This window comes from Psychrobacter sp. AOP7-B1-24, assembly GCF_052376215.1.
Classification (GTDB): Bacteria; Pseudomonadota; Gammaproteobacteria; order Pseudomonadales; family Moraxellaceae; genus Psychrobacter.
This window is the reverse complement of the sequence record NZ_JBQSVL010000007.1, coordinates 74,745-87,511: the sequence shown is the minus strand read 5'-3', so window position 1 is coordinate 87,511 and position 12,767 is coordinate 74,745. Positions and strand designations below refer to the sequence as shown.

Genomic DNA, 12,767 nt, shown 5'->3' with positions numbered 1-12,767 from the left:
GATTTATGGCTTTACAAAGAGATGATAGTATCACTCTCGCTTGCATTATTTTTTCGCATTCAGTTGTTCTATTTTTATAGTCATATGTACGGCGAGCATTTCTTTTCTTTGTCTCACTGCCATTTTATTCACTTTAAGCCTCAGTAGCTAAATAATGACATGCACCAACTGCCAATGCAAGAGATGTAACCTTTCTTAAATTTTCTTAATCCCTTTTGATACTGCCTATTACTATAATTAGTAAACCGAAAGCAAGAAATCTGCCACTGTCTAGTACCCAGCTAGTCATGAGTTCAAAGTTAACAGCAGCAGGTAATAGGGATCACTAATTATGAATTTAACTTCTCCTAAAACCACGCAGTCTCAACGTTATTCTACGCTTTATAATAAATTATTTACTCAGTTTAGCACCTTATCAAACCTGTCAAGAAGAGCAAGGTTGACCGTAATCTATGGCTTATTATTGGTTGTTTTATACCTTGCTTCATTTGCGTTACCTATGGATGACAAGGGTTGGTATGTCAACCTAGTCATCCTTTTAAATTTAACTGGTATTGCAGCGTTTTATCTTCAATTTCCATTGGCTGGTAGGCTTAAAAACACACCTTTATTCAAAAATATTGATTGGGCCATCGCCAAGCATAAAACCATTGGTTATTGGATTGGTGGTATTTTTTTCTTACATCCTTTTCTCATTATCGCACCAAAACTACAGCTATCTACGGCAGATGGTTGGCGATCTGTATTGACCGTTATTATGGCCTCTGAGATGCTGACGGGATTGATTGCATGGGTATTGTTTGTGGTATGGGTGTTGATGTCCATCTTTAAAAATAAGCTACCTATGCGCTATGAAACATGGCGGTTTATACATAGCTTGGGTTTTGTGATCATTGCATTTTTAGCGACAGTGCATGTCACTTCTGTGGGTAGTCATGGGCAGTTTGAAGATGCATTTAACGTGGTGTTTTGGGTGCTGTGCACTTTTGCTATTGCGGGTGTTATTTATGACTTTGCATTTAAACCTAGCGCCATAAAAAATACTGCTTTTACGGTGCAATCAGTGAAAAAGGTGAGCAGTAGTGATTGGATGTTAACGCTAAATACAGACAGTAATACAGCAAAAGAATTTAGTTTTGATGCAGGGCAGTTTGTTTGGATTAATAGTCATCACTCAGCATACGATCTAGACACACATCCATTTTCTATTGCTTCCTGCCGTTCTGATTTGCCTAATATGTCTTTTATTATCCGTGAGCTTGGCGATTATACTCATCAGCTAGGCAGTCTAGAAGTTGGGCAAATGGTATATGTAGATGGTCCTTTTGGACAGATGACGCTAGATGAAAGTCGTAAAGCGCGTGGGATTACTTTGATAGCTGGTGGAGCAGGTCTTGCACCCATGCTAAGTTTGCTACGGCAGTTGGTTGCTAGTGGCGATACTCGTCCTATACGCTTAGTTTATGGTAATAAGCAATGGCAACAAATGGTATTACTTGATGAGCTTCGTACTTTTCAGACAATCCTTATGGATTTTAAATTAATCTTGGTGTGTGAAGAGGTGATTCATAGTACAGAGATATATCAAGGGGTTATTGATAAGACAGTGCTCACTCAAGTGCTAGTGACGGATAATCGCTTAATCCTTGACGAGTGGGCTGTGTATCTATGCGGTCCACAAGCAATGATGGATAGCGTACAAGCCAATCTTAACAAGCTTGGTATGAGTAGCGCTCATATTCATTATGAAAAGTTTGTCTTTTAGTTATCAGCGATTCTAATAGCTGAGCGCATTAAATAAGCTCATGTAGCCAAAAAATAATAATAAGGAGAATCATTATGCCTATTCATCAAATTTCAGGGTGTATTGGTTGTGAATCATGTATTAAAAGTTGTCCGACGGATGTTATTCAACTCGATGAAAAAACCAAAAAAGCGGTCATTATGTATCCTGAAGACTGCCAAATTTGTCATTTATGTCGCCTATATTGTCCGGTTGGTGCCATTACTATCACACCAGAAAAAAGCATACCTGTGATGGTGTCTTGGCGATAGCACTCTATAAATAATGATAGGTGTAATATAAGAGGAACTGGATAATGAACAATCAACATGATGATAAAACCCAAGCAACTCCGGCTGAAACAGTATCTTCAACATTGTCTGAAACATCTAAAAAACAAGGTCTATCTCGACGGGCGTTTTTAGGTGCTACCGGCGTAGGTGTAGGCGTTGCAGTCAGTGCTTATAAGTTTGGTGGAGATTTATTTAGCAGCCCACCACAAGAGAACAATCGTACGATAGAAGAAGCAGATTTTCGCTCAGACAACTATGTCATGGATGTATTGGTGATTGGCGGCGGTATGGCAGGGCTATTTGCTGCAGTAAAAGCCCATGATGCAGGCGCAAAAGTAGCTATCGTTTCTAAAGGTCGAGTAGGTAGCTCTGGATTGACACCATTTGCTAAGGGCATTTTTAGTTACGATAAAAACAATAGTGATGTCAGTATTGATGACTTTGTAAAACAAGTTTCTGAGTCAGCTTATAATACTAATAATCCAGTCTTTACTCGTCAATTGGCTGAGCACTCGTATGACAGAGTACAGGAGCTTAAACAATGGGGGTTTTTTGATTCACCGTTGTGTAATGACTCATTTATGAGACCCATTATGGAGCGCAAAATCCCTATATTTGAGCGAGTCATGATTACGCAACTAACTAAGCAAAATGGTAGAGTAGTCGGCGCCTCAGGTTTTAGCTTAGATAAGCTTGAAGTCTTGCATTTCAATGCCAAAACAGTGGTGTTGTGTACCGGCTCCGGTGGTTTTAAGTCGAGTGGTTTTCCGCTATGTGACTTGACTCATGACGGTAGCATTATGGCTTATGACATCGGAGCCAAGGTGACAGGTAAAGAGTGGAATGATGGACACCCTGGCTCTGCAGTAAACTCAGGCTCATGCTATGACAACTGGCATGGACAGATTGAAGAGACGGTTCAGATAACTGGTGTGGGTGTGCGTCACGACTTAGGGGTAGATTTAAATTATCAAGCATATCAATTAGGAGGGCCTATCTCGATGGGACCGCCAGGCGCTTCAGAGTCAATAAAAGTTAATGGCGGCCCTGCCGTACCAGAGCAGTTCAAGAACCTTGAGATGGAAATGCCACCAAAAGAAAATGGTTCTATATTAGCAAGCTTGTTTAGTGATAAAGGCCCAGGTCGCGAAGGTGCGCCGCCTGGCATGGGTGGTGAATCCGTAGGGGGCTCTACGGCTGGTATGGCGATTCATAAATCAGAAGGACTGGTGCCTATTGATGAAACAGGGCTTAGTACCATTGAAGGGTTATATGCGGCGGGTGATGCACTAGGGTCATATATGTCAGGAGGTATCTACACTCAAGTAGGCTCTTCTGTAGCAGGCTCAGCAGTACAAGGCGCGATAGCAGGTGAAGCTGCTGCGAAAAAAAGTTTGACCCTAACCCAGATTCCTATCAGCAAAACCAATCGAGAGAAAAATAAACAGCAAGTATTAGCACCACTGTTGCGAGATCGTGGTTATAGTCCTGCGTGGGTAACGCAGGTGCTGCAAGGCATCATGATTCCAAACTTTGTCCTGTACATCAAAAAAGAGCGTATGTTACAAGCGGCATTGGCTTATATCGAAGAGTTAAGAGATCATCATAGTCCAATGCTGATGGCTGAGGATTTGCATAAACTACGTATTGCACACGAAACCCATAATATGATTGTTACCGCAGAGATGAAGTTGAAAGCTTCTATCATGCGTAAAGAGAGCCGTTGTAGCCATTATCGGTTAGATTATCCTGATATGGATAGAGAGAATTGGGATGTGTGGATTAATATTTTTAAAGGTAGTGATGGTGAGATGCAGTTTGAAAAACAGCCTTTTACAATGTGGCCAAAATTTCCTGCTTAAGTGTTAGTCGAGACAGTGCTACTACCAAAGTTTTATGATCAAAATAAGAGCGGCCCTAGACTTTTTATCTAGGGCCGTTCTGTTTTAACTGATTGTTTTTAGACAGTTATTAATAATCAATCGTATAGCTTAGACCATAAGTAGTGCCAGAAGCCGGCAGACGATTCATGTCTGAATAAGTAGTTTGATGATAGACCGTTAGGTAGTCTTTATTAAGCACGTTATAAACACCGTAATCCATTCGGCCTACTGGCATTTTAACTTGACCTAATACGTCAAGCGTCATATAGCCCGTGACAGGTAAAGCGCTAGAATCTGGATCGTTTTGTTGGTCTTTATAGGCTGTGTCGCTGCCACCTATTGCTAATGCTTGTAGACGTAAGTTACTGCCTCCATCAAAGTTGTATTGAGCAAACGCAGTACCTTTCAATGGGGTTAGGCGCACGGCATCGAGTTCCAACCAGTCGCCATCTTTGTTATATTGACCACGGGTGTAAGCGACAGTCCCGCCCACTTGCCATTTATCGTTGAGATCGTGGGTCAATGAGCCTTCTACGCCGTAGACGCGCTCATCAGTATCGACGACTTCTACAGTATAGCTATCGGTGAAACGTACAACTTTATCTGACTCATTATAAAAACCGCTCAAACGCGCTGCGGTATCGCCATGTTTGCCTTGCCAACCAAACTCGTAGTTATTGGTTGTAATCGGCTGAACATTGTCTGAATTAACCACATAACCTGCACGCACATCACGCAGCGCACGTTGGATATCTGCTGTCGTGAACCCTTGTGAAAAATTAGCAAAAATCTGATCGTTCGGTGTTAGTTGATAGCTGGTACCAAGATTGAATAGGACTTTGTCATGTTCGGTATTACCTTTTTCTACGTCGCCTGCTTGATAGTCGATGCCATAAGCATTGCTTACGCCACTGATAGCAGGGTTATTAAAATATTCTTCGAGCAGTTGCTCATAGATGGGCGTAAAGGCATCAGTCTCCGATTTCAGGTTTTGGTAACGCACGCCCGCACTGGTATGCCACTTGTCGGTTATATCTATGTCTGCATTGACAAAAGCACCCAATTTATCAATAGTAGTATCTGGCCCACCGTTGTAGGTAAGCCCGTTGGTTTGGGCGGTCAAGCCATTACTAGCAAGAAACACATTTAGATCTTGACCATAATACGTTTGCTCACTATTTTCGCGTTCGAAATCAGCGCCGTAGCTCAGTAGTACGTCTTTGCCAGCAAGTTCAGTCTCTGTTTGCATCGCTGCTCGCAAGCCCATGACTTCGATGTCAGCTTCTGACTGAGTCACAAACACTGCAGCACTGCTAAGCTGGTCTACTGTACTTTGATCAGTTAGACCATTGTCTTGCCATACTTCAGCTGCTTGGGTTGCTGCGCTCTTGGCAGAAGGGTAGAAACGGCCTTTTTCATCTCTATAATAACCGGTCACATTTAAGTTCGAGCCTAAAAAGTCATCGTCGTTATAGCTTAAGTTGGCCGATGTCTTTGTGGTGTATGGTTGATCTTCAATATCGGCACCATCTATAGCGTTTAACGAAGGTGTCGCGCCAAATAATACTGCTAAACCATCACCATAATCTGGACCGTAGTCAGTATCTTGCTCATCATTATAGTAAGTGACTGCAAGATCAAGACGTTGAGTATCAGTCAGTTCCATACCTAAGCTGGCGTTCACGCTTAAAGACTCGGTATCTTGTTGGTCCGTTTGGTTGACATCTGGACTGACACGGTCACCATGGCTATCGAATTTGCCACCGGTACTACCGTAATCCACGTCTAAGCGTCCATATACTCGCTCGCCACCATAACCTAAGGTTTGCCCAACGCTATAACCCAACGATTCAGAATCAAAGTTTCGACTGCTACTAATGCCTAATCGGGTTTGTCTGATAGGACCATAGCCCACATCTGATTTGGTCACTAGGTTTATTAGACCGCCAGCTGCACCAGCACCATAAATACTAGTAGCACCAGATAATACTTCTACTCGTTCAAGCTGAGCAGGATCAATACTGTTCAGTTCTCGTGAGAGGCTGCGTGAGCTGCTTAAGGGTACGCCGTTGAGTAAAAACTGTACTGGGCGGCCATGCATAGTGGTGCCGTAGTTACTAGTTGAGCCGCTGCTGGTACCTAAGCTCGGAATCAGCTGTGCCAATATGTCACCAGTAGTACGATCACCTGTGGCCTGTACCTGAATCTCTTGTTCAGTAAGCACTTGAGTGACAGCAGGCATTTCGCTAATTTTTTGCGCCAGTGCCGTACCGGTTCGAGCGTTTGCAGTCACTGTGATGGCATCCAAAGTAACGCTTGGTTCTTCAGCAGAAGTTGCGCTTGAGGCTGACACTTCTGGCGCATCAACAATATTGTCAGTGCTGTCGTTGATATTGGTTTGAGCGTATAACTGTTGACTGATACAAAGAGTCAAAACGGATAAAGCAAGTTGATGACGACTTTTCATAGTTTCACTTCATTTAGTTGGTTGGGCAAATATCGGTATTGGTTATGCTGAGATAGAGATGCTAGGGACACTAAAATTGTGAATAGTATTGTAAATGATAATGGTTTTTGTTTCTATACTTATTTGTTTTGTATCAGGTTTTGTATTCTCAATCCAGTCATAGCCGTTTTAATGGTCTAAAAACCATCAAATAGTTGGTTATCATTTCAATATTATCAGTACTGATTTTTTATATGATAGTGGTTCGATACAGTTCAAAAGCTCGCGCACTAAGTATTCAAAAAATTAATAATGTTTATTTATATAATGTTTATATATATATTAATGTGCTATAGTTAATACATTACTATCAACCAACAATAAGGAAAGATTGATATGAGAAACCGTCAACATTCATGTGAAAATCATTCGTGCCATAATGATACAGCAACAGTTAGTGCGCCAGCTTTTCCTCAATTGAACCAGCCAGCACCTGATTTTACAGCGTTAACGACTGATGGTATGAAGTCATTGGCTGACTATAAAGGTAAATGGTTAGTACTATTTTCTCATCCTGCGGATTTTACCCCTGTATGTACCACTGAATTTATGGCATTTGCTACTAAAGCGGCAGATTTTCGTGCCAAAAACTGTGAGTTATTAGGACTATCTATTGATAGTGTACATTCGCATATTGCTTGGATGCGTAATATCAAAGAAAATTTTGGTGTAGAGATCACCTTTCCTATTATTGCTGATTTATCGATGCAGGTTGCCAAGTCTTATGGCATGATTCAGCCTGGTGCTAGTGATACCTCGGCCGTACGAGCCACCTTTATTATTGATCCTGAAGGTGTATTGCGGGCAATGATCTACTATCCAATGAGTAATGGCCGCTCTGTTGATGAATTCTTGCGCTTGCTTGAGGCGCTACAAACCAGTGATGAAAACAATATCGCTACCCCAGAGAATTGGCAAGCAGGGGATCCTGTTATCGTACCACCACCACGTACCGCTACAGAAGCCGAAAGTCGTGTGGACGAAGGTTATGACTATACGGACTGGTATTTTAGTAAAAAAACACTCTAATAGACGTGAGCGTTATTTTGATAGTGGATATTGAGTAAATATAGGCGTGTTGATGATTCAATACGCCTAATTTTTTACCTTTTTAAGCCTCCACCGTTTTTTACGATTTCTATTTATGTTATCGACTACTGATACTGATGATCGTCTTGAACATTCTAATCTCAAAAATTTTATCGCTCCAAGGAGAAAAAATGAAAACGATTATATTGTCATTATTCATTCTGTTTGGATTGACTTCCTATGCAAGTGCGGAAGATGCGCTATCTGTGCCACCACAGGAGGTTTGGAATCTCGTACAAGAAGCTCCGGACGAGCTGTTGTTTATTGATGTGCGTGATCCAGTAGAAATCATGTTTATCGGTTTTACAGATGCCGTGGATATTAATATTCCTTTTAAGCTCGTGGATCGTACTCAGTTTAATGAAAGTAAAGGCAGTTTTGCCATGCAGAGCAATCCAAACTTTGCCTCTGATGTAAAAAAAGCATTAAAAGCCAAAGGTCTGGGTAATGATGCACTTATTGTGACTATGTGCCGATCTGGCTCTGCGCGAGGCAAGCCCAGTGCTGATTATCTATTATCGCAAGGGTTTTCAAATGTTAAATATATTGACCATGGCTTTCAGGGTAGTACGGTAAAAGAAGGTAATATGAAAGGGTTTCGTGTGGTGAATGGTTGGCAAAGCTCAGATTTACCTTGGTCGTCAAAGATTAATACTGACAAAATCAATAAGCCATAAGCTTTGCTAGGAATGATAAAGGTGTGTTTTTTAGAATGACGACACACCTGAGTAATATTACGACTGATGACAAGAGTTATCCGCAAGAGTTTGTAAAATTCCACACGATACCGTTGATGTATTGCCAATGCACTTTTGCCGTAAAACAGTTAGATGCTGCTTTAACTGTGCCAGCTCTTGCATGCGTATCTCGACAGCATGAATATGATCATCCAACAAATGGTCTACATCTGCACAGTCTTTATCAGGTTCATCCCAGTACCCAAGTAGTGTTTGCACCTCATTCAATGTCATGTCTAGCGTCCGGCAATGCATAATAAACTGTAGGCGTTCGACATGGTCTTCGCGGTATAAGCGATAATTACCTGCGCTACGAGATGGCTCCGGCAATAAACCTTCCTTTTCGTAATACCGAATGGTCTCTACTGTGGCACCTGTTCGTTTAGCGAGTTCTCCAATTTTGATTGCCATCGTAACTTCTCTTATCTATAACCTTAAAGTAACTATGAGGTCTGATCGTAAATAAATCAACTTTCTCAGGTTAGATACAAACAGCCTTGACTCTAAAGCTACTATAGGGTTCATAATATATTTATTAAAAAATGCCCTAAGGCAGGATAAATTATTATGAAATATCATATTGAAGGTATGGACTGTGCTGGCTGTGTTAGCAAGATTGAAAAGGCGCTCACCCGTATGCCGGGTGTTGACGATATAGAGCTGAGCTTTGCGACGGAAAAGTTATCATTGACGTTGGCGGCTGATTCGACCACTCAACTCAGTGATATCGAAAAAACCATCAAACGACTTGGCTTTGGTATATCTGACTATACAGATTCATCAATCGCCTCAAATACGGGTGGTGATGATTCATCAGAGGCACTACGATCGCATTGGTGGCAAACTCTAAAAGGCAAGCAAGTGGTTGTTCTTGGTATTTTGATGGTTGTCGCATATGCACTCGCATTACTGTTTCCAGATTATGAAATATGGGTGTTCGCGGTAGCGGTGATTGCTGGTGTGTATCCATTTTCCCGAAAAGCCTTTGCGCTAGCGATGTCAGGTTCGCCTTTTTCGATTGAAATGCTGATGTCTGTTGCTGCCATTGGCGCGCTTATTATTGGGGAAGCGGAAGAGGCTGCTGCGGTTGTGTTTTTATTTTCGATTGGTGAGCTATTAGAAAGCGTGGCTGCTGATCGCGCACGTGCTGGTATTAGAGCTCTGTCATCACTGGTGCCAAAAACGGCAGTATTACTTGATAAAAATGGTGAGCAGCGTGACGTTTCGGCTTCATCGTTGCAGGTAAATGACCTCGTACTCGTGCGCCCTGGTGATAGAGTGTCTGCCGATGGTATCATCGAGCAAGGTACGTCTAGCCTTGATGATTCACCAGTAACAGGCGAGTCTGTACCAGTTGCTAAAATGGTAGGTGATGATGTGTTTGCAGGGTCAATTAACATAGATGGCGCGCTACACGTACGTGTACAGAAAACAGCAGCGGACAACACGATTGCACGCATTATTGAGCTGGTAGAGCAGGCGCAGGCTTCCAAAGCGCCGACTGCGCGTTTTATCGAAAAATTCAGTCGATACTACACACCCGCAGTGATGGCGATTGCCTTATTGGTTATTATTATTCCACCGTTAGCCCTAGGCGGCGAGTGGGCCACTTGGCTGTATCGTGGCTTGGCACTCTTGCTCATTGCTTGCCCGTGCGCTTTGGTCTTGTCAACCCCAGCCGCTGTTGCCTCTGGTCTAGCAGTCGCTGCGCGTCGTGGCTTGCTGATCAAAGGTGGTAGCGCCTTAGAAGCGATTGGTCGTGTGAGCACAGTTGCTTTTGACAAGACTGGTACCTTAACCGAAGGCAAGCCCTGTGTTACCGACGTTGTTTCTTTTATACAAGAGGATATGGTTTCTCAATCTAAACATGAGGTATTGGCGCTCTTTGCTAGTGTAGAGTCTGGCTCTAATCATCCACTTGCCAAAGCTATCGTCGAGTATGCGAAAGTCAATCAAGTTGCTGTACCTGCGCCCACCAATGCCTATGCGACTGCTGGTAAAGCGGTGCATGCTACGGTCGCAGAGCAGTCTCTAACCATTGGTTCGCCTGTTTATGCTGCTGATGTCGCGTTGCTGTCGCCCAAACAACAAGCACACATTGAGTCGCTACAGAATGAAGGCAAGACGGTCTCGGTTCTGTTTGATGAGCAAAGCGGTGAAGTCCTTGGATTGGTCGCGCTACGAGATGAGTTGCGAGAGGATGCGCAAGAAGGGGTGGTACAGCTTAAAGCAATGGGTATACGCTCTATCATGCTCACAGGTGATAATCATCGCACTGCGCAGGCACTCGCTAGCAACTTAGACATAGAATGGAAAGCCGAGCTGCGGCCAGAAGACAAGTTACGCCTGCTAAACGAGATGAGGGACAATACCCAAATAGCGATGGTGGGCGATGGTATCAATGATGCTCCAGCGCTCGCCACCGCAGATATCGGCATCGCAATGGGTGGTGGTACTGATGTGGCCATCGAAACAGCCGATGTCGCCTTATTAAAAAGCCGTGTGACCGATGTCGCTCATCTAGTCGCACTGTCGCGAGCAACCATGTCTAATATTCATCAAAACGTGATTTTTGCGCTGGGTCTAAAAGGTGTTTTTCTCATCACTACCGTACTGGGTATGACTGGTCTATGGATCGCTGTCATAGCGGACACTGGCGCAACCATTCTGGTCACACTGAATGCGTTGCGATTGCTTGGCTTCAAAGGGCCGAAAACGTTGAGAGATAAGACTAAAAAAAGGTAAATACGCTAGTCGCTTGAGTTTCGTTGAGGATGCTTGAAAGGAGTTACTTTGACGGGTAAATTCAATGTGTGAGCTGAGAGTATTTAAGGCATGTCCTCAATTCAAGCGATAGTCATCTAACTGGGCTAAAAATGGCTAAATCTTGCCAAACATCGTCAAATAGCTGGTCAATATCTCGATATTATCTACACTATTCTTCTCGTTTGACGGCAATTTATCTTATTTTTATCTCCATTTTTGAAATGAGGACACGGCCTAGATTATAGCTCTTTTTAATAGACAACAAACCCCTGCTAATATTGAAAATAACAGGGGTTTATTTTGGCGTTTAATAGCTAAAGCCTTTCTAACTTCTCGTTTGAATGTTCAACAGACCCTAAGCCCTAATGACAATTTATTTGGCTTTCAAAAAATCTTTGATCTCTAATAACAACAACTCATTATCATCTGCTCGATTTGGGTCTCGGCTAGAGGAAAAAGGCAGGTTGTTATCATTACCGACCACGATGTGGCTTTCATCGACGATGTCTACATTTTCAATAGTAAAAAATGGAAATACAAATTTATCATCTACTAAAGATTTTTTAGCCGCGCCCTTGGTGTCTTTAATGGCCATCAAATCAATGTAGGCGACCTTTTCAGCGATCTCACTTTTAGGGTCTAATTTGACTTTATATATACGTTTGAATACTGCTGGTTTGTCAAAGCATTTACTTGTATCTACAGCTGGTTTTTGACAAGCTTTATCACTGACACCTTCTAAATTATCTCGTTCAATAATCAAACCATAAGTATCATCGATCATATTAAAATCTCCGATCGCATGTTCGTTATCATCAAGTACGTATTTCCAACTCTTATCAGTATAGGCATTACGCTTGGTATCAAACTGCAAGATACGTAAGAAGTCATGACCATCGACTGAATCATATTGTTGACGTTTGTGGTTATAAACAGGGCCTTCTAACATTGGATATAAATAACGTCCATCTGGTGCAGATGCCATGCCTTCAAAACCTTTAGAGCGCTTGATATCGTATAGCGGTAATTTATCATCAGGTTTGCTTGGTAGTTGTAATGTAGGATGGTCTGGAGAATATACTGTTTTCCCATCTACTTTTGTGTCATACATGGTCTTAAGTGTGCCTTCGCTATCGAATCTTAGTAACCATGGGCCAAACTCTTCACCCACCCAAATATCCCCATTAATAATCTGAAAGCTTTCAGGATCAAAATCAGACCCTGTTAGATAGCGACGGTCACTGTCTTGCTGCGTAATTCGGTGAGATATCACTTTATTCTGATCGTTAAAAAAAATAGTCTTTATAGGTTCAAAAACGCCTTTATCCCAATCAATTTTATACTGACGCATGAATAACATGGCATCTGGCGAGTTGGCTTTACTACCAAAACCATTGTCCGTCAGTATCCAATAACTGCCATCAGGCATGTATTGAATACCAGAATGTCCTTGTACAGGTTGTCCCGGAAATGGCAGTTTGATACCTGTGGGACGACCTGCCGACTTACCTTCTACACTGCCAAGTTTTTCAATCAATTTCCCAGTAGTGTATTTACCACTGACTTGCAAATCTTTAGGTGCATCACTCGGAGCCGAGATAAATGTTTGAGACGGTAGTAGGGCATGTGAGACCAATTCGGCAGGATAAGCATCCGCTGCTATTGCTAACTGACTGATACTGGCGGTCGCGATGATAGCCATACTTATTC

Annotated in this window: 9 protein-coding genes; 6 read left to right on the top strand and 3 right to left on the bottom strand. The window is 42.4% G+C overall.

Annotation, left to right across the window (positions count from 1 at the left end; genetic code table 11):
• Nucleotides 1-331: 331 nt before the first annotated feature.
• The 3 genes from ACT3QP_RS02975 to ACT3QP_RS02965 all read left to right on the top strand — a co-directional run bounded on the left by ACT3QP_RS02975 (nucleotide 332) and on the right by ACT3QP_RS02965 (nucleotide 3,938).
• On the top strand, nucleotides 332-1,765 hold the full coding sequence (locus ACT3QP_RS02975; protein ID WP_444524429.1) for a ferredoxin reductase family protein: 1,434 nt from the start codon (nucleotides 332-334) through the stop codon (nucleotides 1,763-1,765).
• A 74-nt stretch (nucleotides 1,766-1,839) separates the two neighbouring features.
• Nucleotides 1,840-2,055 (top strand): 4Fe-4S dicluster domain-containing protein, encoded by a 216-nt coding sequence (locus ACT3QP_RS02970; protein ID WP_444524428.1) that lies wholly within the window; start codon nucleotides 1,840-1,842, stop codon nucleotides 2,053-2,055.
• A 44-nt stretch (nucleotides 2,056-2,099) separates the two neighbouring features.
• A complete protein-coding gene (locus tag ACT3QP_RS02965; RefSeq protein WP_444524427.1) occupies nucleotides 2,100-3,938 on the top strand; it encodes an FAD-binding protein in 1,839 nt (612 codons plus the stop codon).
• Between the two features lie 109 nt (nucleotides 3,939-4,047).
• Here ACT3QP_RS02965 and ACT3QP_RS02960 read toward each other — a convergent pair whose 3' ends face one another.
• Nucleotides 4,048-6,426, bottom strand: coding sequence for a TonB-dependent receptor (locus ACT3QP_RS02960; protein ID WP_444524426.1), 2,379 nt, complete (start codon nucleotides 6,424-6,426; stop codon nucleotides 4,048-4,050).
• A 375-nt stretch (nucleotides 6,427-6,801) separates the two neighbouring features.
• Here ACT3QP_RS02960 and ACT3QP_RS02955 point away from each other — a divergent pair, with 375 nt between their 5' ends.
• Together ACT3QP_RS02955 and ACT3QP_RS02950 are read left to right on the top strand one after the other, a co-directional pair.
• On the top strand, nucleotides 6,802-7,494 hold the full coding sequence (locus ACT3QP_RS02955) for a peroxiredoxin (RefSeq protein ID WP_444524425.1): 693 nt from the start codon (nucleotides 6,802-6,804) through the stop codon (nucleotides 7,492-7,494).
• A gap of 191 nt (nucleotides 7,495-7,685) precedes the next feature.
• Entirely contained in the window at nucleotides 7,686-8,231 is a 546-nt protein-coding gene (locus ACT3QP_RS02950; RefSeq protein WP_444524424.1) for a rhodanese-like domain-containing protein, read from the top strand.
• 57 nt (nucleotides 8,232-8,288) lie between these two features.
• On the opposite strand, the gene cadR is transcribed toward ACT3QP_RS02950, so the two are convergent.
• The gene (gene cadR / locus ACT3QP_RS02945; RefSeq protein ID WP_444524423.1) at nucleotides 8,289-8,702 is read right to left on the bottom strand and encodes a Cd(II)/Pb(II)-responsive transcriptional regulator; all 414 of its coding nucleotides are present in this window, start codon (nucleotides 8,700-8,702) and stop codon (nucleotides 8,289-8,291) included.
• A 156-nt stretch (nucleotides 8,703-8,858) separates the two neighbouring features.
• Between cadR and ACT3QP_RS02940 the strand changes: the two genes are divergently transcribed.
• Nucleotides 8,859-11,036 carry a heavy metal translocating P-type ATPase gene (locus ACT3QP_RS02940; protein WP_444524422.1) on the top strand — a complete coding sequence of 726 codons (2,178 nt, stop codon included), beginning with the start codon at nucleotides 8,859-8,861 and terminating at the stop codon, nucleotides 11,034-11,036.
• A gap of 394 nt (nucleotides 11,037-11,430) precedes the next feature.
• On the opposite strand, the gene ACT3QP_RS02935 is transcribed toward ACT3QP_RS02940, so the two are convergent.
• On the bottom strand, nucleotides 11,431-12,759 hold the full coding sequence (locus ACT3QP_RS02935; protein WP_444524421.1) for an esterase-like activity of phytase family protein: 1,329 nt from the start codon (nucleotides 12,757-12,759) through the stop codon (nucleotides 11,431-11,433).
• Nucleotides 12,760-12,767 lie beyond the last annotated feature (8 nt).

Bases quoted from the DNA above. Each gene is read 5' to 3' on its own strand.
- ACT3QP_RS02940 (WP_444524422.1), top strand. From the start codon at position 8,859: ATGAAATATCATATTGAAGGTATGGACTGTGCTGGCTGTGTTAGCAAG.
- ACT3QP_RS02965 (WP_444524427.1), top strand. From the start codon at position 2,100: ATGAACAATCAACATGATGATAAAACCCAAGCAACTCCGGCTGAAACA.
- cadR (WP_444524423.1), bottom strand. From the start codon at position 8,702: ATGGCAATCAAAATTGGAGAACTCGCTAAACGAACAGGTGCCACAGTA.
- ACT3QP_RS02970 (WP_444524428.1), top strand. From the start codon at position 1,840: ATGCCTATTCATCAAATTTCAGGGTGTATTGGTTGTGAATCATGTATT.
- ACT3QP_RS02960 (WP_444524426.1), bottom strand. From the start codon at position 6,426: ATGAAAAGTCGTCATCAACTTGCTTTATCCGTTTTGACTCTTTGTATC.
- ACT3QP_RS02950 (WP_444524424.1), top strand. From the start codon at position 7,686: ATGAAAACGATTATATTGTCATTATTCATTCTGTTTGGATTGACTTCC.
- ACT3QP_RS02955 (WP_444524425.1), top strand. From the start codon at position 6,802: ATGAGAAACCGTCAACATTCATGTGAAAATCATTCGTGCCATAATGAT.
- ACT3QP_RS02935 (WP_444524421.1), bottom strand. From the start codon at position 12,759: ATGGCTATCATCGCGACCGCCAGTATCAGTCAGTTAGCAATAGCAGCG.
- ACT3QP_RS02975 (WP_444524429.1), top strand. From the start codon at position 332: ATGAATTTAACTTCTCCTAAAACCACGCAGTCTCAACGTTATTCTACG.